Origin of the sequence: Bacillus sp. MD-5 (assembly GCF_002201875.1) — a bacterium.
GTDB lineage: Bacteria > Bacillota > Bacilli > Bacillales > Bacillaceae > Bacillus > Bacillus stercoris.
This window is the reverse complement of sequence record NZ_CP021911.1, coordinates 1,760,051-1,778,175: the sequence shown is the minus strand read 5'-3', so window position 1 is coordinate 1,778,175 and position 18,125 is coordinate 1,760,051. Positions and strand designations below refer to the sequence as shown.

At 39.5% G+C, this 18,125-nt stretch carries 26 protein-coding genes and 1 pseudogene; 9 read left to right on the top strand and 18 right to left on the bottom strand.

Annotation, left to right across the window (positions count from 1 at the left end):
- The first annotated feature begins 63 nt into the window (after positions 1 to 63).
- Positions 64 to 492: a DynA interaction protein YneK gene (gene yneK, locus CDO84_RS08705; RefSeq protein ID WP_014664129.1), complete on the top strand. Its 429-nt coding sequence runs from the start codon at positions 64 to 66 to the stop codon at positions 490 to 492.
- 31 nt (positions 493 to 523) lie between these two features.
- On the opposite strand, the gene CDO84_RS08700 is transcribed toward yneK, so the two are convergent.
- The 3 genes from CDO84_RS08700 to ccdA all read right to left on the bottom strand — a co-directional run bounded on the left by CDO84_RS08700 (position 524) and on the right by ccdA (position 2,252).
- Positions 524 to 1,015 carry a CcdC family protein gene (locus tag CDO84_RS08700; RefSeq protein ID WP_080478227.1) on the bottom strand — a complete coding sequence of 164 codons (492 nt, stop codon included), beginning with the start codon at positions 1,013 to 1,015 and terminating at the stop codon, positions 524 to 526.
- Between the two features lie 78 nt (positions 1,016 to 1,093).
- Positions 1,094 to 1,456, bottom strand: coding sequence for a response regulator (locus CDO84_RS08695; RefSeq protein ID WP_014113939.1), 363 nt, complete (start codon positions 1,454 to 1,456; stop codon positions 1,094 to 1,096).
- 88 nt (positions 1,457 to 1,544) lie between these two features.
- Positions 1,545 to 2,252 carry a cytochrome c-type biogenesis protein CcdA gene (ccdA, locus tag CDO84_RS08690; RefSeq protein WP_040083037.1) on the bottom strand — a complete coding sequence of 236 codons (708 nt, stop codon included), beginning with the start codon at positions 2,250 to 2,252 and terminating at the stop codon, positions 1,545 to 1,547.
- Between the two features lie 219 nt (positions 2,253 to 2,471).
- On the opposite strand from ccdA, the gene ynzD reads away from it, so the two are divergent.
- Positions 2,472 to 2,645, top strand: a complete 174-nt coding sequence (gene ynzD, locus CDO84_RS08685; protein ID WP_024121579.1) for an aspartyl-phosphate phosphatase YnzD — start codon at positions 2,472 to 2,474, stop codon at positions 2,643 to 2,645.
- A gap of 73 nt (positions 2,646 to 2,718) precedes the next feature.
- On the opposite strand, the gene CDO84_RS08680 is transcribed toward ynzD, so the two are convergent.
- The 6 genes from CDO84_RS08680 to yneA all read right to left on the bottom strand — a co-directional run bounded on the left by CDO84_RS08680 (position 2,719) and on the right by yneA (position 7,085).
- Positions 2,719 to 2,937 carry a YneF family protein gene (locus CDO84_RS08680; RefSeq protein WP_003221221.1) on the bottom strand — a complete coding sequence of 73 codons (219 nt, stop codon included), beginning with the start codon at positions 2,935 to 2,937 and terminating at the stop codon, positions 2,719 to 2,721.
- An 85-nt stretch (positions 2,938 to 3,022) separates the two neighbouring features.
- Positions 3,023 to 3,469 carry a sporulation inhibitor of replication protein SirA gene (sirA, locus tag CDO84_RS08675; RefSeq protein ID WP_003231591.1) on the bottom strand — a complete coding sequence of 149 codons (447 nt, stop codon included), beginning with the start codon at positions 3,467 to 3,469 and terminating at the stop codon, positions 3,023 to 3,025.
- 152 nt (positions 3,470 to 3,621) lie between these two features.
- Positions 3,622 to 5,625, bottom strand: a complete 2,004-nt coding sequence (gene tkt, locus CDO84_RS08670; RefSeq protein ID WP_040083039.1) for a transketolase — start codon at positions 5,623 to 5,625, stop codon at positions 3,622 to 3,624.
- A gap of 168 nt (positions 5,626 to 5,793) precedes the next feature.
- Complete coding sequence (locus CDO84_RS08665; RefSeq protein WP_003231595.1) at positions 5,794 to 6,027, bottom strand: DUF896 domain-containing protein; 234 nt, start codon at positions 6,025 to 6,027, stop codon at positions 5,794 to 5,796.
- A gap of 67 nt (positions 6,028 to 6,094) precedes the next feature.
- Positions 6,095 to 6,748, bottom strand: a complete 654-nt coding sequence (locus CDO84_RS08660) for a YneB family resolvase-like protein (protein ID WP_040083041.1) — start codon at positions 6,746 to 6,748, stop codon at positions 6,095 to 6,097.
- A 19-nt stretch (positions 6,749 to 6,767) separates the two neighbouring features.
- Positions 6,768 to 7,085, bottom strand: coding sequence for a cell division suppressor protein YneA (yneA, locus tag CDO84_RS08655; protein WP_080478226.1), 318 nt, complete (start codon positions 7,083 to 7,085; stop codon positions 6,768 to 6,770).
- Between the two features lie 149 nt (positions 7,086 to 7,234).
- Between yneA and lexA the strand changes: the two genes are divergently transcribed.
- Positions 7,235 to 7,852 carry a transcriptional repressor LexA gene (lexA, locus tag CDO84_RS08650; protein ID WP_003238209.1) on the top strand — a complete coding sequence of 206 codons (618 nt, stop codon included), beginning with the start codon at positions 7,235 to 7,237 and terminating at the stop codon, positions 7,850 to 7,852.
- Between the two features lie 434 nt (positions 7,853 to 8,286).
- Here lexA and fosM read toward each other — a convergent pair whose 3' ends face one another.
- On the bottom strand, positions 8,287 to 8,721 hold the full coding sequence (gene fosM / locus CDO84_RS08640; RefSeq protein ID WP_040083042.1) for a FosM family fosfomycin resistance protein: 435 nt from the start codon (positions 8,719 to 8,721) through the stop codon (positions 8,287 to 8,289).
- A gap of 215 nt (positions 8,722 to 8,936) precedes the next feature.
- Here fosM and CDO84_RS08635 point away from each other — a divergent pair, with 215 nt between their 5' ends.
- Positions 8,937 to 9,386 (top strand): YndM family protein, encoded by a 450-nt coding sequence (locus tag CDO84_RS08635; RefSeq protein ID WP_014664120.1) that lies wholly within the window; start codon positions 8,937 to 8,939, stop codon positions 9,384 to 9,386.
- 41 nt (positions 9,387 to 9,427) lie between these two features.
- Here CDO84_RS08635 and pghL read toward each other — a convergent pair whose 3' ends face one another.
- The 6 genes from pghL to CDO84_RS08600 form a co-directional block, all read right to left on the bottom strand.
- Positions 9,428 to 10,186, bottom strand: coding sequence for a gamma-polyglutamate hydrolase PghL (gene pghL / locus CDO84_RS08630; RefSeq protein ID WP_040083043.1), 759 nt, complete (start codon positions 10,184 to 10,186; stop codon positions 9,428 to 9,430).
- Positions 10,187 to 10,411: 225 nt separating this feature from the next.
- A complete protein-coding gene (locus CDO84_RS08625; RefSeq protein ID WP_040083045.1) occupies positions 10,412 to 10,726 on the bottom strand; it encodes a hypothetical protein in 315 nt (104 codons plus the stop codon).
- 77 nt (positions 10,727 to 10,803) lie between these two features.
- The gene (locus CDO84_RS08620; RefSeq protein ID WP_040083046.1) at positions 10,804 to 12,444 is read right to left on the bottom strand and encodes a YndJ family protein; all 1,641 of its coding nucleotides are present in this window, start codon (positions 12,442 to 12,444) and stop codon (positions 10,804 to 10,806) included.
- Positions 12,441 to 13,058: a DUF4166 domain-containing protein gene (locus CDO84_RS08615; RefSeq protein WP_040083048.1), complete on the bottom strand. Its 618-nt coding sequence runs from the start codon at positions 13,056 to 13,058 to the stop codon at positions 12,441 to 12,443. The genes CDO84_RS08620 and CDO84_RS08615 overlap by 4 nt, the downstream gene beginning before the upstream one ends.
- Positions 13,059 to 13,062: 4 nt before the next feature.
- A complete protein-coding gene (locus CDO84_RS08610) occupies positions 13,063 to 13,869 on the bottom strand; it encodes a hypothetical protein (RefSeq protein ID WP_040083050.1) in 807 nt (268 codons plus the stop codon).
- A 336-nt stretch (positions 13,870 to 14,205) separates the two neighbouring features.
- The gene (locus CDO84_RS08600) at positions 14,206 to 14,394 is read right to left on the bottom strand and encodes a hypothetical protein (RefSeq protein ID WP_014664111.1); all 189 of its coding nucleotides are present in this window, start codon (positions 14,392 to 14,394) and stop codon (positions 14,206 to 14,208) included.
- Between the two features lie 256 nt (positions 14,395 to 14,650).
- Here CDO84_RS08600 and CDO84_RS08595 point away from each other — a divergent pair, with 256 nt between their 5' ends.
- A complete protein-coding gene (locus CDO84_RS08595) occupies positions 14,651 to 15,085 on the top strand; it encodes an SRPBCC family protein (protein WP_040083051.1) in 435 nt (144 codons plus the stop codon).
- 49 nt (positions 15,086 to 15,134) lie between these two features.
- On the opposite strand, the gene CDO84_RS08590 is transcribed toward CDO84_RS08595, so the two are convergent.
- Entirely contained in the window at positions 15,135 to 15,533 is a 399-nt protein-coding gene (locus CDO84_RS08590) for a hypothetical protein (protein WP_040083052.1), read from the bottom strand.
- A 39-nt stretch (positions 15,534 to 15,572) separates the two neighbouring features.
- Positions 15,573 to 15,647: pseudogene (locus CDO84_RS21915) on the bottom strand (hypothetical protein); the annotation flags it as partial.
- Positions 15,648 to 15,718: 71 nt separating this feature from the next.
- Between CDO84_RS21915 and CDO84_RS08585 the strand changes: the two are divergent.
- The 4 genes from CDO84_RS08585 (at position 15,719) to CDO84_RS08570 (ending at position 17,815) form a co-directional block, all read left to right on the top strand.
- Complete coding sequence (locus CDO84_RS08585) at positions 15,719 to 15,907, top strand: twin-arginine translocase TatA/TatE family subunit (protein WP_014664108.1); 189 nt, start codon at positions 15,719 to 15,721, stop codon at positions 15,905 to 15,907.
- Between the two features lie 175 nt (positions 15,908 to 16,082).
- Complete coding sequence (locus CDO84_RS08580; protein ID WP_040083053.1) at positions 16,083 to 16,328, top strand: hypothetical protein; 246 nt, start codon at positions 16,083 to 16,085, stop codon at positions 16,326 to 16,328.
- Positions 16,329 to 16,578: 250 nt separating this feature from the next.
- Positions 16,579 to 16,935, top strand: coding sequence for a YoqO family protein (locus CDO84_RS08575; protein WP_040083055.1), 357 nt, complete (start codon positions 16,579 to 16,581; stop codon positions 16,933 to 16,935).
- Between the two features lie 163 nt (positions 16,936 to 17,098).
- Positions 17,099 to 17,815, top strand: coding sequence for a YrpD family protein (locus CDO84_RS08570; protein WP_040083056.1), 717 nt, complete (start codon positions 17,099 to 17,101; stop codon positions 17,813 to 17,815).
- Positions 17,816 to 18,125 lie beyond the last annotated feature (310 nt).

The following is an 18,125-nucleotide window of genomic DNA, read 5'->3' as shown; positions in this document are numbered from 1 at the left end:
TTTTACTGTGTTCTTCTAATCTCTCTTCGTATACAATATGGTTAGAATAAGGGGGGATGATTGATGCTGGAAGGATGGTTTTTGTGGTTTATTCTATTTTGGGTGATCATGATGGTTATCTTATTATCAATCGGCGGGTTTTTTATGTTTCGAAAGTTTTTAAAGCGTTTACCAAAAGAAGACGGCAGGTCAGAGCTTGATTGGCAGGATTACTATATTGAAAACAGCAAACATTTATGGAACGATGAAAATAAACAGTTTCTAGATGAATTGACAGCGCCGGTGCCAGAGCTGTTCAGAGATGCAGCAAAAGCCAAAATCGCAGGCAAAATCGGTGAGCTTGCATTAAAAGAAAAGGTAGCAAAGATTGATCAGCAACTTATGATCAAAGGTTATATTCTCGCAACTCCTAAAAGAGACCATACCTTCTTAAAAAGGCATCTGCGGGACAAAAAAATCGATCTGGAGCCTTATCAAACCCTTCTCAAATAAAAAACCTTTCCTGGCAAGAGGAAAGGTTTTTTTAATTCATTTGAATATTAGCTGACTGCAGCTCGTTATGAAGTTTTCGATATGATAAATACATGGCGATTCTCCAAGGCACAATCATACCGAAAGCCAGAATCCAAAACATTCCGCTCAATGCACCATAATCAATTGATGTGCTCAAAATCGATTTCATCACGATTCTGATCACTAAAAGACCGACTAATATAAAAACAAATGCTTTAGAGCGTTTCATGTAAATCTCATTATTTTTAACTTCGAACTTAGAGGTTTTGATTAGAAAAATAGAGAAAATCACACCTAAAGTGAATGCTTCTAAAAACTCTGCACCAGTTACCCAAAATACCGGAAATAAAAACATTAACGCTCCCGTACTCATAAAAATCGGCGGGAGAATGATTTTTTTTGGTGAAACAGGCTTGTCAGAGGACTTTATTCTGACAACCATGACAGCTACAGCCATGAACACAGCAATAATCGATGAAATTATAATCATCATACTTATCATTCCTTTGTTTCTCGGAGTGTTGATACTATATACTATACTCCAAAACAATAAAAAAAACCATTTTGAAAAGAAATGACTTTAATATCCCATAACGCGGCTGACAGCTTCCAGCACTTTTGTTTCCTCGAACGGCTTCACAATAAAATCCTTTGCCCCCAGCTCAATTGCTTCCGTTACAATTCTTTGCTGGCGCATGGCAGTGCACATGATGACCTTCGCCTTAGGATCAAAGGTTAGGATATCACGAAGCGCCTTTATGCCGTTTTTCACTGGCATTGTAATATCCATTGTCACAATGTCCGGGCGCAGTTTTTTATACAGATCCGCTGCTTGCTCGCCGTCCGCCGCTTCGCCTGCGATTATGTAATTTGCCTCTTCCAAGATCTCTCTGATTTTCACTCTCATGAACTTGGCGTCGTCTACAACTAAAACTCTTGTCATATGCCCCTCCAAAAAACGATTTCCACAAATAATAGTCTTATTGTACCAAAAACAACAGGTTTAGTAGTAGTGCGAAAGTAATTCGTCATCAAAAACCAGTAAATCCCCCAAAAAGGTCAGACAGCAAAATAATGATCAGGCTCATCCAATCAAAGAATAACAGCACACCAATCACAATCATTAAAACGCCGCCTGCTTTCATGATCAAAAGCTGGTTCTTTCTTATCCACTTCAGCTTTGTGATAAAGAAAGACAATAAAACAAACGGTACAGCAAAACCGAGTACATATAACATCATGTATGGCACGGCTGAGCCTGGATTGGTGCCTGCAAGTGAGATAACAGCACCTAATATTGGACCGGTACACGGTGTCCATCCCGCCGCAAATGCCATTCCGATTAAGACTGAACCTAAAAACCCGCTCGGTTTATGCTTAAAATGGATTCTCCGCTCTTTCATCATAGCCTCTGGCCGGAACACGCCGAGTGTAAAGAAACCGAACAAAATAATAAGCAACGCGCCAATTTGCCGAATCGCATCATGGTAATCCCTAAACAGGCTGCCAATTAAAGATGTTCCATAGCCTAAAGCAATAAAAATGACTGAAAAGCCGAGCAAAAAAAACAAAGTATGAAACAGGCTTCTTTTCTGCAGCAGCAGCTTTTCTGTTTTTACATCATCCATGCTGACCCCTGTAATATATGACAAGAAAGCTGGGTAAAGCGGCAGGCAGCAAGGCGAAATAAAAGATAAAAACCCCGCTCCGAATGTCAAAAAATAATTTACGTCTCCCATGTCATCATCCCTTCATGATTTGACATTCCTTCAAGTTATGACAAAATCATTTCATTTTTTTAACACTTTCACCTGAAGGATTTCTATTTTCAGAAAAAACTTATATAATTTAATTTGACATTGAGATATTGTACTCCTTCTCATTTGAAAATTAGTATAAATATGGATATAATATAAACATTCAACTTGAAGATTTAATGTATGAAAGGATACATCCCTGTGATTAGAGAGCATCTATTAAATGAAATTGAAAAAAAAAGAGCAGAGCTGCTGCAAATTGTCATGGCGAACGGAATGACATCTCATATTACGATAGAGCTCAGTCAGGAGCTTGACCATCTTCTCATACAATATCAAAAGCAGCGCCTTCGAGCAGTAGCGGGTGATGAATGATCGCAAAATAAAAAACCCGTATAAGGGTTTTTTATTTTATAACCATGTTTCTCTATATCATAATCTTTACGTATTATTTCGTTTGATTATTCATGGCTTTCATCATTTGATTGATTTTCTTTTGAGAAGGTTTCATTCCCATTTGCATCATCATCATGCGTAACATTTGTTCATTAATAGGCGGATTCTTTTTCAGGTAGCTCATCATATATTTACGAGCAATAAAAAACCCGAGTGCAACACCTATGAGCAATGCAACAACGCCCACTAGGATGCCAACCCATAAAGTCATTTTATTTCCTCCTTCATGTTGTCTAGTTTAAAGTGTACTAAACCAAAAGCTATTATACAACATTTACATCTCTTTTTCTTCGGTTTTAGACAAAATTTCTTTCTTTCACCGGATTTAGCCATCCGTAACGCTTCGAATTGAAATCCATCGCTAAAAAACAAGGGCTTACTTTTCTTAACACTTCAAAGAATATCGTTTCTGCCTCATAATCTCCCGAAGCCACTATTTCTATCATGTGCTCCTTCATCATAAATGTCGCATGGCCTTTTGCTTTTGGCAAAGCTATTCTATAAATATAATCCAACTGCCTGTAATCCGTTTTGTTTAAATTCATTTTTAATCGCTGATGCATATGTAAAATCGGGATTGGTTGTGTAATATATTGAATCTGTTTCTCTGTCATTTCATATTGCTGCTTTTCAAGGCTTGTCCAATGATAGTCTTGAAACAGCTCAAACATAACCGATTCCCGCCCGAAATAGTGATTGGCAAACTCCTCTTTTATCAGGTACGTATAGTAGTGACGTTCCATCTTTTCATCCCCTTTTCCAGCAGCATTTCATTTGCTCTCTATTATACAAAAGAAGAAAAGAAAGAATTGTCTATTACTGTTAAACAGCCAATACTATTTTTGTCGGATAAACAAGAAAAAGAGGATGATTTGACTCATCCTCTTTCAAAGACTTACTTATTAATTAATGCCTTTACTCGATTCACTACGTTCGGTACTGAGAAGCCGTATTCGTTAATGATGGTTTCACCAGGGGCAGACGCACCGAATCGGTCTATGCCAAGTACGTCTCCTTCAAGCCCCGTGTATTTGCCCCATCCAAATGATGAGCCCATTTCAATTGCTAGGCGTTTTTTCACAGCTGCAGGAAGGACTTCGTTTTTGTATTCATCAGATTGTTTCTCAAAACGGTCCATTGAAGGCATGCTGACAACAGAAACATCGATATTTTCTTTTGCCAATTCTGCTTGCGCTTCAATCGCAAGACCTACCTCAGATCCTGAAGCGATGAGAAGAGCGTCAGGTGTTTCGTTTTTAGATTTAGAAACAACATATGCACCTTTTTCTACTCCTGCCAATGCTTCTTCAGGCGTTTGATCGATGGTAGGAAGGTTTTGGCGTGTTAGCACTAGCGCTGTTGGCTGATCAGTGCTTTGTACTGCAAGCTTCCACGCTGCTGCTGTCTCATTGCCGTCTGCAGGACGGATCAAAGAAAGGTTAGGCATTGCACGGAGTGAAGCAAGCTGTTCAACAGGCTCGTGCGTCGGGCCGTCTTCACCTACAGCAATACTGTCATGTGTGAAGACATATGTGACAGGAAGGCCCATTAACGCTGCAAGGCGAATAGAAGGACGCAGGTAATCAGAGAAGACAAAGAAAGTTCCGCCGAATACACGCAGTCCGCCATGAAGCGCCATACCGTTTAATGCTGCACCCATCGCAAATTCACGTACACCAAACCAGAAGTTTTTGCCTGAGTAATCAACCGCTGTAAAATCACCGGCATTTTTAATTGTCGTTTTGTTCGATCCCGCTAGGTCGGCAGAACCTCCGACAAAGAAAGGAATTTTTTTCGCGAGTCCGTTGAGAACTTCACCGGAAGATGCACGGGATGCCAGGCTGCTTCCTTTTTCATAAACAGGAACCTCTTGATCCCAGTCCTTCGGAAGCTCTCCTTTGATTGCCAGTTCAAGCTGTTCAGCAAGTTCAGGATAAATTTCTTTATATTTAGCGAATTGAGCATTCCATTCCTGTTCTTTTTTCTCGCCTGATTCTTTTACAGCTGCAGCGAAGTGCTCATATACTTCTGACGGAACGTAGAAATCTTCTTCATATGTCCACGCGTATGCTTCTTTTGTTAATTTGCTTTCCTCTTTACCAAGCGGCGCGCCGTGAACACCGGATGTACCTGCGCGGTTAGGCGATCCGAATCCGATTGTCGTTTTCACTTCAATTAATGTAGGTTTCTTATCATTTTGGCGTGCTTTTTCGATAGCCGCTGTTAATTCTTCAATATTGTTTCCATCCTCAACATAAAGAACTTCCCAATTCATTGCTTCAAAACGCTGTTTTACGTTTTCAGAGAATGAACGGTTCAGATCTCCATCGAGAGAGATGTCATTAGAATCGTATAGTACGATCAGACGGCCAAGCTGAAGATGTCCTGCGAGTGAAGCGGCTTCAGAAGAAATCCCCTCCATTAAATCACCATCACCACAAATACTGTATGTATAATGATCGACTACGTTAAATGAATCACGGTTGTAAGTTTCCGCTAAATGGCGTTCAGCGATTGCCATACCGACTGCCATGGCAATTCCTTGGCCAAGCGGACCTGTTGTCGCATCCACACCGGCAGTATGTCCGAATTCCGGATGTCCAGGTGTTTTGCTGCCCCACTGGCGGAATCCCTTAAGATCTTCAATACTAAGATCAAACCCGCTTAAATGAAGCATGCTGTATAAAAGTGCTGACCCATGTCCAGCAGATAAAACAAAACGGTCACGGTTAAACCAGCCAGGGTTTGCCGGACTTACGTTCATAAATTTTGTCCACAGCGTGTATGCCATCGGAGCAGCCCCCATTGGCATCCCTGGGTGACCAGAATTTGCTTTTTCAATAGCGTCTATTGACAGTGTGCGAATGGTAGCAACTGATTTCTTTTCAATTGTATCCATAAAAATCCCCTTCCTTATGTGTTGTACCCTTACATCATAAATGTCTGACGACTTTTTCTCAACTGTTTCAGCTTAAATTTGAGAGAAACTTGTTGAATTTTGTCACATAAGAGTTTTGATTATAGTATATGCAAAAGAGGAATACGATATTGCCGTATTCCTCTTATATTAGTGAAGTTTGTTATTTCTTTGTTCTCTTTTTAGCTTTTCTGGTGTTACATCATTGCCTTCTGGATCAATGATTTTGACACTTTTCAAAGTGTTCTTCATAGAAGAACGAAAACCTTTCAAGTACTCTTGACGGAGCTTTTGCTGTTCGGCTTTTTCTTCTTCTGTAATAACGCCAGCTTTTGCTTTAGCAGCAAGCTCATTAATTCTGGCAATTTTCGCGTTTGAAATCATGTTAAACTCCTTTATTTATTGCATTTTGTCTATATAGTACTAGATCAAAAAAAGTTTTACAACTGATTCACTCCGCTGTCTCTTCATTCTCTATGTATTCCTGAAAACGCCGGTGAACGGTTGCTTTAGAGACATCATAACCAAACCCTCTTAAGGTAGCCGCGATTTCAGCAAACGTCAGTTTATTCGCTCTCAGGCGGACGATCTCAGAGATTGGCACCTCTATTCTATCTTTTCCGCTGTTCTCGTGTTGGTTTTTTAAGTTTTTTTGCGGTTTAAAACCGTTTTTTACTGCACGCTTCATTCCCCGTTTGATTTTCATGTTGTGAATTTTACGTTGATACTCTTCCACAATGCTGACGATTTCCAGCACCATTGAGTCAGCCTCCGATAACTCCAATTCACCTCTGTGTGCAGTTGTATAGACTTTCACACCTTCTCTGTAAATGCAATGAAGCAGTGCGATTTTTGCGTTTCCCCTTCCGAGCCTTGTCTCATCCTGAACCAAAATGACATCGATTCCAGCGTTCTTAATCTCATCAAGCAGCTCAAATACACCATCCCGATCCATTTCATATCCGCTGGCTTTTTCAGAAATCACTTTGACAACTTCCATGCCGTTCTCAGCTGCAATGGCCGCAAGCTCCTCCTCCTGCCGCTTTAACGACGTTTCCTGTTGTTCTTTATTTGTGCTTACACGGGCATAAATGAGTGCTTTCATTTTTTTCTATCTGTCCTCTCTATCTTACAGTTGCCAATTCATATGCATCTTGATGCTTCTTTTTCAATGGGATCACTAATTCATCACCCGGCTGGATATCAGACGTCTGAAGATGATTTTTATCAGCCACCCATTCGATAAAATCATTTTTATTTATCTTTTTTGTATCAGCTACCTGATCAGCAATTGACCAGAGTGTGTCCCCTTGCTGGACTTCTATTTTAACATACTGATTAAGCTCTTGGCCGCTGCTTGTATATGACAGCATCAGGATAACCGCGCTCAAAATCACTGTGAACAGACCGACAAAAATAATAGATTCTTTACTCATGATCATACCTCCGACAGGAATGTTTGTTCGCATTTTTATAATTTCAGTATATACGAACAAACGTTTCTGTCAATTGTTTTTTTCGAACCTATGTTTGTACTGTAAGGAAAATCATGCTATAATCTTCTTAAAATCGACGTTTTGAGGTGCGAAAAATGACGAAGCTATCAAAAAGGCAACTTGATATCCTCCGTTTTATTAAAGCAGAGGTTAAATCAAAAGGATATCCGCCTTCCGTGAGAGAGATCGGCGAGGCTGTCGGGCTTGCGTCCAGCTCTACTGTCCACGGCCATTTGGCCCGATTGGAAACAAAAGGGCTGATCAGACGGGATCCGACAAAACCAAGAGCAATAGAAATTCTTGATGAAGAAGTAGACATTCCGCAAAGCCAGGTTGTTAATGTACCTGTCATTGGGAAAGTCACAGCGGGATCTCCTATTACAGCAGTAGAAAATATTGAAGAATACTTTCCGCTTCCTGACCGCATGGTTCCTCCAGACGAACATGTATTTATGCTGGAGATTATGGGAGACAGCATGATAGACGCTGGTATTCTCGATAAGGACTATGTCATCGTTAAACAGCAAAACACAGCGAACAATGGGGAAATTGTAGTTGCGATGACAGAAGATGATGAAGCTACGGTAAAACGTTTCTATAAAGAGGATACTCACATTCGCTTGCAGCCTGAGAACCCAACGATGGAACCCATCATTTTGCAGAATGTCAGCATTCTAGGGAAAGTAATTGGCGTGTTCAGAACGGTCCATTAATCTATTGATCTATCAGATGCATGAAATAACCCCCTCTTCCTTTACGGAGAGGGGGTTTGTTGTTCAAAAAAAGCAGGCTCGCCCTGACTTTTGGGTGCGAGCCTGAATAGGAGGAAAAAGAACATCATGTTTACACCATAATTATCCACTAAAAGATTGTTGAAGTCAAGAAATTTTCTTTCCTTCAGGAAACTTTTAATCAACACATGCATGTTTATAATATTAGACGCTACCTTCTTAAAAATGTTTCATTCTTTGGGTCGTGAAAGGATATGGTTTCATATTTATTAAGGGGCGAGGCGATTGAATATATTGAAAATTTAGCACATAGTTTATTTAGTTCATTTTTCTGTTAAAAACCGCTCACTTCTCTAAATCGTCGTGAGCTATATACAACAAGTAAATATGCTTTTAACCATATATGGTGTGTGATATCAAAAGGCCGTATCGTCATAAAAGGACATATGTGTTTTTTCTTGTTTGTAATATCGAAGCCTGTCTTGAAGGGTTCCGGTATGAAATTCAAATTTGTGGCCGTCAGGATCGGTAAAATAAATTGATTTTCGATCGCGTTCATCTCGTTCTCTGCCAGGCAGAATATTGACATGAAGTCTTTTTAATTTCGCTGATACTTCCTCGAATTCATGATCCTCAATCGTAAAAGCAATATGAGTATAAGAAGACTTAATTTCATTTCTGGGGATGTCTGCTTCTTCATTAAGCGCAAGCCAGATCCCGTTCATATCAAAATATGCAGTTGTTCTCCCTTTTACCAGAAGCTTTGCGCCAAACACTTTTTGATAAAAATCAATCGATGTATCCAAATGCGAAACTGAAAATAGCAAGTGATTGATTCCTTTTATCTCCATAAACCATTCCCCCTTGAAAGCTGATCATCTACATATACGACCTTTTTCATTAGAAAGTTTCATACAGCTGAAAAAAATACCAGTGTAAACAAAAACGGATTGTTTAAAATAATCACTGTAATCGTCATGACCATTATGAATGATATCGAATTGCCATGTTTATCACTTGTTTCTCCCAAGAATTTTCTTCAAAAAATAACAATTTAGGTGGTCAAATGAAACATATCATTGCGCTTGCTTCAAAGATTGCTTTCACTCTCGCCCTTTTATATGTGATTTTGGACAGAGTCTATCACGCATCCTTTTTGAGCGTGATGTTTATTGCACTTTTCTTGGGTTTTGTTTCCTATCTATCTGGCGACATGCTCGTCTTACCGAGAACAAACAATATTACAGCTTCACTTGCTGACTTTGGCCTTTCTTTCGTGATTCTTTGGGTCTTTGTTTTAACCCAAACAAGAAACGATTTTTCACCATTTGGAGCTGCTCTTCTGTCCGCTGCCTGTCTTACTGTATTTGAATACTTTTTTCATCGGTATTTACTGAAAAATGTGCTTGATGAAAATTTCCGAAATGAACTGTCAGCCAGAGATAACACGTTGCAGTATCAAACGGAAACCGCGGACGAGCTGTTTCCCGAAACGAATGAGAAGCATAAGGAATAGGAGGCTGTCAAATTGCCTCCTATTTTTCAGTAGCTATTTTTTCAGTAGCTATTTTTGAGAAAACGGGACATCTCTTCTGTAAAATCATAAAACCTCTCATTTTGAGTAACAGCTCTGCTTTTTAAAGAAAAGATGCCGAACAAAGACTTTCTAAAGCCTGTGCTCATTTCTATCTGGATACTTAAACCTGTTTTTGACTTATTTGCAATATTATTTGGACTAACGCCCGCATGCGGATGGTCTGTATTGAGCAATACAGCAGGAAAACCGGCATGTTGCAGCTTCTCAACTAAATCTGCCGCTCTTACGCGATCTGTACCGCCAACTTCGATCTGCTGATCTTCTTCTGCGTATCCGTGCAATGAAATGACATATTCATGATTTTCCGTCATTTTCAGGGCCCGAGGTTCATCAAAATGTGTGCTCGTAATGTGCAGGACTGAGTTTCCCGACGATTTTAAGCCTTCAAATAAATACAGCGAGTACTCTTTGCTGAGCTCTCTCGCTACCTCACTTGTCCCGCCTTCAATACCTCCTCCGTGAATGGCTAAAACAAGTACAGGGCTTTCGGTTTCTTTCGTAACAATGTCGTAATCAGAAGGGTCTTCATTGTTTTTTAATTCCTCAAAATTCTGATATACATCTTCAGCATAAATTGAAGAAATCGGAGTAAATACCATAAAAATTAACAATAATTTTACAATTTTAATAGTTGATGGAAAACGTTTGGCTATGTTACAATCAACATGCTTCAAGGAATGGAGCAAACGGCGGAGCAGGGATACTTTGGCCGGTTTCATCTACTCCGCCTCTAAGTCCAAATCAACAGGATGTCGGTTTCTTTGAGGCTTTAGCACGATTTCTCTCGTCCTCCTTGTTAAATTTTTGTTAAATTCACAATATTATATACCATTAGCCCGGGCGCTGTTCTTCTCATTTTTGAATTTATGAAAAGGAATCTGGCACCACTTCCTCACATTTCCATACAAAACAAAAACGCACCTGCCATTTGGCCTGTGCATTTTTTATTTTCTCTTCATTCTTCGTTTTTTTGCTTGATTTAATTTCATGATGTTTTTTTCAATTTTTCTTATGTTTCGCCTTTGCGGAATTGTTTTAAGTTCATGATAAACAGAAATAAATCCGCTTAATGTCACTGCTGCGATATAAAGGACACGCTGTTTGATCATCCGGTCAGCGTGTCCATGATCATTCGCTTCTTTTTCCAGCCTTTCGATCACAGCTTTATCAAACAGTTGATCGACATACACTTGTTTCATTCCCACTGCAAACCCCGCAGCCAGCCAAAGAATCAGAAATAAACTGATATAAAACATCATAAATTCTTCCTTTCCTGTCTAGATGCGGCGCAGAATTTTGAAATGCAGCAACTGGCAGACGAAGCTTCTTCTTTATGTTAGGTTCTTTCAATAGGCCGGGTAATATGTGTCATACTGTAATGAACAGTTAGAAATTTTATTCCAAAGAGCCACATTTGATGAACAGCGGTTAATTTGTTGTCATGTGCAGCTTCTATCAGAAAGGTTTCAGATAAAGGAAGCGGACAAGTTCCCGCTCTTGTTTGCAGATAAATTCCCTCATCCCCCGCTCTGCTTTTTCTCCGCCTGCTTGTTAAAATCAGCTTCTCCTGATGATGATATGGTTTTAAAATACCTGTCATGCTGCTAAATGGAAGCGGCAAAGAAATATTCATATACCCCTCTCCATTTGAACGGTACACTGAATATAGCGCGGTAAAAATGGTTTCGTTTTTTTCATTTGTTCTAATCCAGGCACGTACTTTTTCTCTTCCGTCTTTTTTTGAATGAACACCTTTTATTTCGCTGTACATTCTATACCAGTCAGGGTTCGTCGAAAGATGTATTTGGCCGGTTCTTCTGCTGAACCATTCGTAAACAATTGCAAGCGGACGAAACCACGTGTTCCATGTTACTTTTGCTTTGATATTGTATTCGATGGTTTGTTCATAAAACGAAAGAATGAGCGGTGCCAGTTTTTCAGGTGAAAAATCCTTTGAACGAAGGCTGCCCATATCGTCCACAAGTCCGCTGTACTGGACGTTACTCTCAGCTTGAATGTTAGCTAAAAAGTCTTTTCCAATCTTTCTTTTTCCGAAGATATGGCTGAAGGTCTTTATACGGCCTGCATCAAAAGGCTTCGGATCCTCTATTCTCCATCCTATGAGAGCGGGCAAGATAACACCAAACGCGTTTACAAAACCGTGAATCCAAATCATCTGATTAATGGTCAATGTAACTTCTTGCCGAAATACACCAAATGAATAAATCATCGAGAAAGCAATCGTAATCATTAAAACAGCGGAAGAAAGCCGAATAAGAAATGCCCCCGTCTTGGTGCCAAAAGCTGCCGTGAACACCAAAAATCCATGAAGATAAATCGCCGCCATATAAATGCCAACCGCAATGACATCAAGTGTTTTTGAATAGGTTATGCCCAGTGCGATCAGAAGGGGCGAAAGCAAAATCACCCATGTTATCCAACTGTACAACATACGATGCTTTCTAATGGTTCTGCCGAGTAAACCGTTGAAGATCGGGATCAGAAAAGCAGAATAGTGAAAGTGGACAGCGGTCAGCAAAATGATGAGAGGAGCAAATTGCATGATCTGCAAATGGTCAGCATAAGCAAAAAACCAAAATCCTCCTCCCGCCAAATAAATAAGACCGAACAAAACCGATGTCTCTTCGATTCTATGTATCTTTGTTTCCCAAAGGCGGAGGATCGCATACAATGCAATAAAAACTGTGTATATCCACCAGATTAGCGCGAAACCACCAATCTCTGTCACAAGAGCCAGCACTGCAAAGAACGCGGCTGCCGGATAGCAATGGATTAGCCCGTATTCAATGAATTGAGCAGCACGAAGCTGCGATTGACGAAAAACAAAAGGGAAAATTCCCGGCACGAAAAAAAGAATGGATAACAAAACGAGTGCCTCTGCCACTGAAATATCCGGTGCTTCTGATGCAATAAATCCTATAAAACAAAGCGCACTGACAATGCCATTTCGTTTCATGATTCCCTCTCTTCCTCCTGAAACGTTCCTTTATAAAAGAAAAGAGTGCCGAGAATTGTATTTCGCACATGCACTTCAATGGTGAAACAATTCTTTCTTTCATCAAATGTTTCGCAAACTACGGATGTACCTGTCAGCCATTTTGGCAGCGGGATTCGTTTTCCGCATATCAGTAGCCATTGCTTTCCCGATGTGATCGTAAGAGAGCCGTCATGAGATGCCTCGAACGACAAAACAGACAGCAGCAGATGAGGTTTACCAAAGAAATCAAGGATTCTATTTTCTTTCTCGTCGTATATCATAATCGCGTCAAAGAAACGTTTTTTGCCTTTAAAGAAAAATGTACGGTTCCATTCTATCCCGATATGTTCCGAGTTCATAAGGCAAGATCTATTTTGTATCGTAAATGGGATGTCTTTGCCTCTTTCTGAAAAGAAACATCTGAACAAAACGCCCAGCTTTAACAGTATTCTAACCAGAAAAGAGCCTCCGCTGATTTCTGACATCGTTCCCGTCCCGCTAAAGGTATGAGACCCGTCTAATTGGTACCGTTTCCGCAGCTTGGGATGGAGCAAATGGTAGTTAATAATTGATTTTTCATAAATCGAACTCACAATGTCACTTCTTTCTCTTTCGATTTGTGCGCATGGCACTAGGGAGCTGCAGGCTAAGAGCACCGCTTGCCGCAGAACACACACTCAACAGAACCCATATGAGCATCTCGGAACCTAGACAAGCGAACAAAGCAAAGATACAAGCCTGGACACCATGAATGATCCATTTTCTTTTTAAAGGAATCAGCCACAAAATAGCTAAACCTATCTCCGCTGTCCCTGCCAAAATGCTTGTTTCAACATCTGTAAAGCCTTGATTAAACCAAAACAGGCTGAAAAACAGGCACATGAACACATAGACGACAGCAGATCGAATGAAATGTTTCGGATGTTTATTTTGCTCAATCCAAAGCCTTAATGCATCAAAGCTCCAGGCAGTCGCCCATCCAAGCAGCGGCCGAAATAATAAACGATCGATCCACATTCCCGGCAGTCCGTAGGCTGTTTTATATTGGTACTGTGTTAAAAACGTCATTTTCCCATTTTCTCTCTGTATATACCTCCAGTACCCGCTTCCATGCCGAATTAGAGATAACGGATGATCTGAGCCGAACGCCAGTGAGGAAGATCTTTCAGCTGAACATTTGTCGAAAACGCCGACGGTTTCTCCTGTACCTGACACCTTTAACCCAAAACCTATTCTTGTTTCGTAAAGAAACTTCTGTTTTTCGCATGGCTGTCTATCCAAATACGTGATATTTGAAAACCGGAGATCCCACTCCTTATGCAGTGATGGATTTTGTGTATATTCCCAGAGTGTATCCAAATCAGAATTCATTTCGATTTCTACATAAATCGGTTTCTGTCTCATAGCCCCTCCTCCCTTCTATTTCAAGCAATTCCTATATTAGCATATTGGTCGTTTTGAAAAGTGTATATCTCTTCAAAAAAAGGATCTTAATCCTAAAAAATGCAAGAAAAAAAGAAGAGAGGTTTTCTTCTCTTCCTTGTGATTCATTACTGAGTCTTAACCGTCCCTTTGTGTTAAGGCGGGACCAAGAAGTGTTTAGCCTGCATTTAAAAGTTGTAGTCATGAGTGAAGATTACTGCGCACATATCATGATGAACATTTCATCATGCTTTCAAGAAATCAAATTGAACATTTTAGCATAACATAATTGACCTTTTTTAGACAGTCTTGGATCAACTAAAATTCCAGTTTGAAGCTTTCTGCCTGATCTGAAACTTCCACAGGAATCCCCATTATCGTTTTCGGTTTGGATACGTAAACAAAGCGCATTTCTTCCTTTAATTGCTGAAACGCTTTTTCACTAACTACGATTCTGGCTGGCTTCCCTGGACTGTTATCAATGGCTGCTTTGATTTTTCCAAGCATAAAAAACCTCCTGTTTTAGAAAAATGAGATTTACTATTAAAACAAAACTGATAAGCACAGCAAAATCGCGCAAAATAAATGGGCTGAACAGGAACCTGATTCAAACATAAGCTAGAATGCAATCACAACTATACATTTACGGCTGATACACTATTCATCAGCAGCTGCAGCATAAACAATGCAAGCTATGGACATGATCTTATTAGTTATTATATGATTAAATTGAAAAAACATCTTATGTCAAGAGGTAAACAAAATGGTTCAAAATAATAAAAATACATTACCAGATATTACGAAAAGCATTACCCTGGAGGCTCCCATTCAGAAAGTCTGGGAGACAGTCTCCACTTCAGAAGGCATTGCCAAGTGGTTTATGCCCAATGACTTTCAGCTCAAAGAAGGACAAGAATTCCACTTGCAATCACCGTTTGGACCGTCCCCTTGTAAGGTTTTGGCTGTTCAAGCTCCAACTGAACTTTCTTTTGAATGGGATACAGAAGGATGGACCGTTACCTTTCAATTAGAAGACTTGGGGGAAAAAACGAAGTTTACCCTTATTCACGGCGGCTGGAAAGAGCCGAATGAATTGATCGGCAAAGCAAACGAGAAAAGCTCCGTCATTCGCGGTAAGATGGATGGCGGCTGGACTGGCATCGTAAATGAACGGCTTCGTAAGGCGGTCGAAGAATAAAAAAGAGAGAGGTATCTCTCTCTTTTTTGTTTTTAACAAAGGGTTATAATCAATCATAAAACGTAACAGCTTTAGGTTTACCAGAGTAATCGGTGACAAAAAACTCAGCCTTGTTATTGCTCCCGTCTACAAATTTTCCAATACTGCCAAAGGTGTAGCATTCTCCGGGTGAAAAATAGTTTGACCCTACATAATCATCAGGATTGTCACCGGCATCATCCTCATATAAGTGCAGTGAGACAGAAAAAGGAGTGCTTCCTGAAAGGCACACTCTAAAATCTCCTCCGCTCGAGTATACCGCGGGACTTGAGTAGGTATATGTGTAAGTCCCCAATTTATCCCACTCTCCAGCTCCCGCAGTTCCCGCTTTTTCTGCTTGTGCCGTTAATGGAAAAACCGCCGCCAGCCCTAAAACAGACAAAAATCCAAATACCTTAGTAAATCTCATCAGCCACACCTCTCCTTTATTTCAATCATCTTAAGCAGGGCATTGGACATTATATTCAGCAGCAGCTGTTTTAAGAATCCGCTTTTGTGCTGGTTTTAATTTGTCAAAATAAATGCATTCCCATTTGAACTGCCATCTCTTATAATTTGTGTAAAAGGTTGTACTTCAATCAGGAGGAAAGGGATATGGAATTAAGCTTCACAAAAATACTCGTTATTTTGTTTGTAGGTTTTTTAGTGTTTGGACCTGATAAACTGCCGGCGCTTGGCCGTGCAGCAGGAAAAGCCTTATCAGAATTTAAACAAGCAACCAGCGGACTGACTCAGGATTTAAGAAAAAGTGATGCAGACAACAAAGAAGACAAACAAATATAAGATAAATCGTTTGGGCCGATGAAAAATCGGCTCTTTATTTTGATTTATTTCTATGTCACCTGTCTTTTTTCTTCCATTTGGACAGCCCTTTTTTCCTTCTATGATTTTAACTGTCCAAGCCGCAAAAGCAACTCGCCGTATAATAAAACGTATTATAAATAAAGGAGGAGTATATATGGGTTATTACAAAAAATATAAAGAAGAGTATTATACGGTCAAAAAAACGTATTATAAAAAGTATTACGAATATGATAAAAAATACCACTATGATAAAAAAGATGACGACTGTGATTATGACAAAAAATATGATGACTATCATAAGAAAGATGATGACTGTGATTACGATAAAAAATATTATGATCACGACAAAAAAGACTATGATTATGTTGTAGAGTATAAAAAGCATAAGAAACATTACTAAACTCCATTCACATCTCCTCGTTTTCACTTTTCCCCGGCTAATGCCGGGCTTTTTTGGGCACTATCATCTTGAAGCTTCCCTTCACTTTCTATAAAAACCTTGGTGACTGAATTAAAAAAAGAATGATGAATATTTAGTACATAGTTTATTTAGTTCTTATATAGGCAGATTCAATTCGATTTCCAATTATTGCAGTTACAAAGGAATGTTTATAAACTCTTAGAGTATCACACATAAAAGGGGAGGTTGTTTGTCTAGAAACATCGTATTTTATCTCATTTTACTTTGTCTATTTATATCAGTTGCCATGACAAGCTTTGAGGTGATAAGAACAATCGCCAATGTTAGCTGCTTTGTTTTCGTATTGCTGTATTTTAAAGATGAAATGAAAACATACTCACGTAAAGCGTTAGCAATTCTAAGCATTTGTTTTCTTTTCTTAGTCGGTATCTGTGCTTTTATCATGTTACAAGGACAGACATTGATGAAACAGCACCCCTTTTTTACAGGCTGGGAAACGATAGCGCGCATTCTTTTGATTATCGTTTCTTTAAGCATTTGTGCTTTTATTATGAGGAAAATTTCAAATCGGTTAAAACGATTATGATCTTATTATTTCCTTTGTTAAAGGTATATAGCTTTCAGATTTCAGAAACGTTTCGTCCCTTACATCACTCAAAATGAAATATTTTGTCGATTTATATACATAAATCCAGTTCCAAAATAAGGTATAATAAATGACGAAATCACTATCAAAAGGGGGAATTTGAGTGAAAAAAGTATTGATTGCAGGTGCAGTAGGAACAGCCATTCTTTTCGGAACACTTCCATCAGGTATACCAGGCTTGCCCGCGGCAGATGCTCAAGTCGCAAAAGCAGCCTCCCAGCTGCCTAAGGGAATCGGCGGCCGCGCCTATCTGAATAGTACAGGCGCCGTTTTCACAGCTAAAATCAATCTTCCTGACACTGTAAAATATGATACGGTCTCTACTCCTTATATTTATTCAGGATTTAGGGCAACAAGCGGAACTGAGGCAGATATCGGGCTTCAGTACAGCAAGCAATACAACGTCTGGAAGCCCCTCATGAAGGTAGGATCCAAAAATGAAGAAACGTACATCGAAGGAAAAGACAAGTTCACATACAATAAAGGCTTCCGCCCTGGAAGCACAGTCCAAATGACAATCTATAAAAATTTAAACGGCAATACGCGCATGACCCTTTGGGGAACGAACAATGACGGCTATACCGGACGAATTATCACAGAAATTCAAGGGACCAACATCGGCACGATTTCAAAATGGAAAACACTTGCTACTGCAGCAGTTTCTTATGAAAGCCAGCGTGATGCCATCAAAACAGCCTTTTCGACATCTTTTAACAGCATCACAATCGACAATAAAGCTATCACTCCTGTGGTAGATACACAGGATTTCGCAAAGGTTTCTGTTTCAGGAAATAACGTTACAATCTCTGTTAATAAATAAACGAAGCAGCAAAAGGCCGCCAGCATTGCTGGCGGTTTTTGCTAGCATTTTCGTCCTCTCTAAAAAACCCGCTCAGTTTCCAAAATTATAGAGATATATGAACAGAGAACCTTTTGTTCAGCTATGCGATAAAATAAGACGTTTTGTTTAAGGGATTAAAGAGTAAGAAACAAAAGAAATTCTCTCCTATAGTTGAAAAGGTTAACAATGTTAATAAATATTAGTAAAACAAAAGTTGAAATTTTAAAATAACTTTGGTATGATTTATTTAAGTAATATAGAACTAGATACTATTAAAAGCCCCTCATTT

What these genes read in the sequence shown, in the direction of transcription:
- CDO84_RS08635 (WP_014664120.1), top strand. Translation starts at nt 8,937, where the DNA reads ATGAAACATATCATTGCGCTTGCTTCAAAGATTGCTTTCACTCTCGCC.
- CDO84_RS08700 (WP_080478227.1), bottom strand. Translation starts at nt 1,015, where the DNA reads ATGATAAGTATGATGATTATAATTTCATCGATTATTGCTGTGTTCATG.
- sirA (WP_003231591.1), bottom strand. Translation starts at nt 3,469, where the DNA reads ATGGAACGTCACTACTATACGTACCTGATAAAAGAGGAGTTTGCCAAT.
- CDO84_RS08665 (WP_003231595.1), bottom strand. Translation starts at nt 6,027, where the DNA reads ATGATTTCAAACGCGAAAATTGCCAGAATTAATGAGCTTGCTGCTAAA.
- CDO84_RS08580 (WP_040083053.1), top strand. Translation starts at nt 16,083, where the DNA reads ATGGGTTATTACAAAAAATATAAAGAAGAGTATTATACGGTCAAAAAA.
- CDO84_RS08680 (WP_003221221.1), bottom strand. Translation starts at nt 2,937, where the DNA reads ATGACTTTATGGGTTGGCATCCTAGTGGGCGTTGTTGCATTGCTCATA.
- CDO84_RS08590 (WP_040083052.1), bottom strand. Translation starts at nt 15,533, where the DNA reads ATGAGATTTACTAAGGTATTTGGATTTTTGTCTGTTTTAGGGCTGGCG.
- fosM (WP_040083042.1), bottom strand. Translation starts at nt 8,721, where the DNA reads ATGGAGATAAAAGGAATCAATCACTTGCTATTTTCAGTTTCGCATTTG.
- yneA (WP_080478226.1), bottom strand. Translation starts at nt 7,085, where the DNA reads ATGATCATGAGTAAAGAATCTATTATTTTTGTCGGTCTGTTCACAGTG.
- yneK (WP_014664129.1), top strand. Translation starts at nt 64, where the DNA reads ATGCTGGAAGGATGGTTTTTGTGGTTTATTCTATTTTGGGTGATCATG.
- lexA (WP_003238209.1), top strand. Translation starts at nt 7,235, where the DNA reads ATGACGAAGCTATCAAAAAGGCAACTTGATATCCTCCGTTTTATTAAA.
- CDO84_RS08595 (WP_040083051.1), top strand. Translation starts at nt 14,651, where the DNA reads ATGGTTCAAAATAATAAAAATACATTACCAGATATTACGAAAAGCATT.
- CDO84_RS08610 (WP_040083050.1), bottom strand. Translation starts at nt 13,869, where the DNA reads ATGAGACAGAAACCGATTTATGTAGAAATCGAAATGAATTCTGATTTG.
- pghL (WP_040083043.1), bottom strand. Translation starts at nt 10,186, where the DNA reads ATGAAACCGGCCAAAGTATCCCTGCTCCGCCGTTTGCTCCATTCCTTG.
- CDO84_RS08625 (WP_040083045.1), bottom strand. Translation starts at nt 10,726, where the DNA reads ATGATGTTTTATATCAGTTTATTTCTGATTCTTTGGCTGGCTGCGGGG.
- CDO84_RS08620 (WP_040083046.1), bottom strand. Translation starts at nt 12,444, where the DNA reads ATGAAACGAAATGGCATTGTCAGTGCGCTTTGTTTTATAGGATTTATT.
- CDO84_RS08695 (WP_014113939.1), bottom strand. Translation starts at nt 1,456, where the DNA reads ATGACAAGAGTTTTAGTTGTAGACGACGCCAAGTTCATGAGAGTGAAA.
- CDO84_RS08585 (WP_014664108.1), top strand. Translation starts at nt 15,719, where the DNA reads ATGGAATTAAGCTTCACAAAAATACTCGTTATTTTGTTTGTAGGTTTT.
- tkt (WP_040083039.1), bottom strand. Translation starts at nt 5,625, where the DNA reads ATGGATACAATTGAAAAGAAATCAGTTGCTACCATTCGCACACTGTCA.
- ccdA (WP_040083037.1), bottom strand. Translation starts at nt 2,252, where the DNA reads ATGGGAGACGTAAATTATTTTTTGACATTCGGAGCGGGGTTTTTATCT.
- CDO84_RS08600 (WP_014664111.1), bottom strand. Translation starts at nt 14,394, where the DNA reads ATGCTTGGAAAAATCAAAGCAGCCATTGATAACAGTCCAGGGAAGCCA.
- CDO84_RS08660 (WP_040083041.1), bottom strand. Translation starts at nt 6,748, where the DNA reads ATGAAAGCACTCATTTATGCCCGTGTAAGCACAAATAAAGAACAACAG.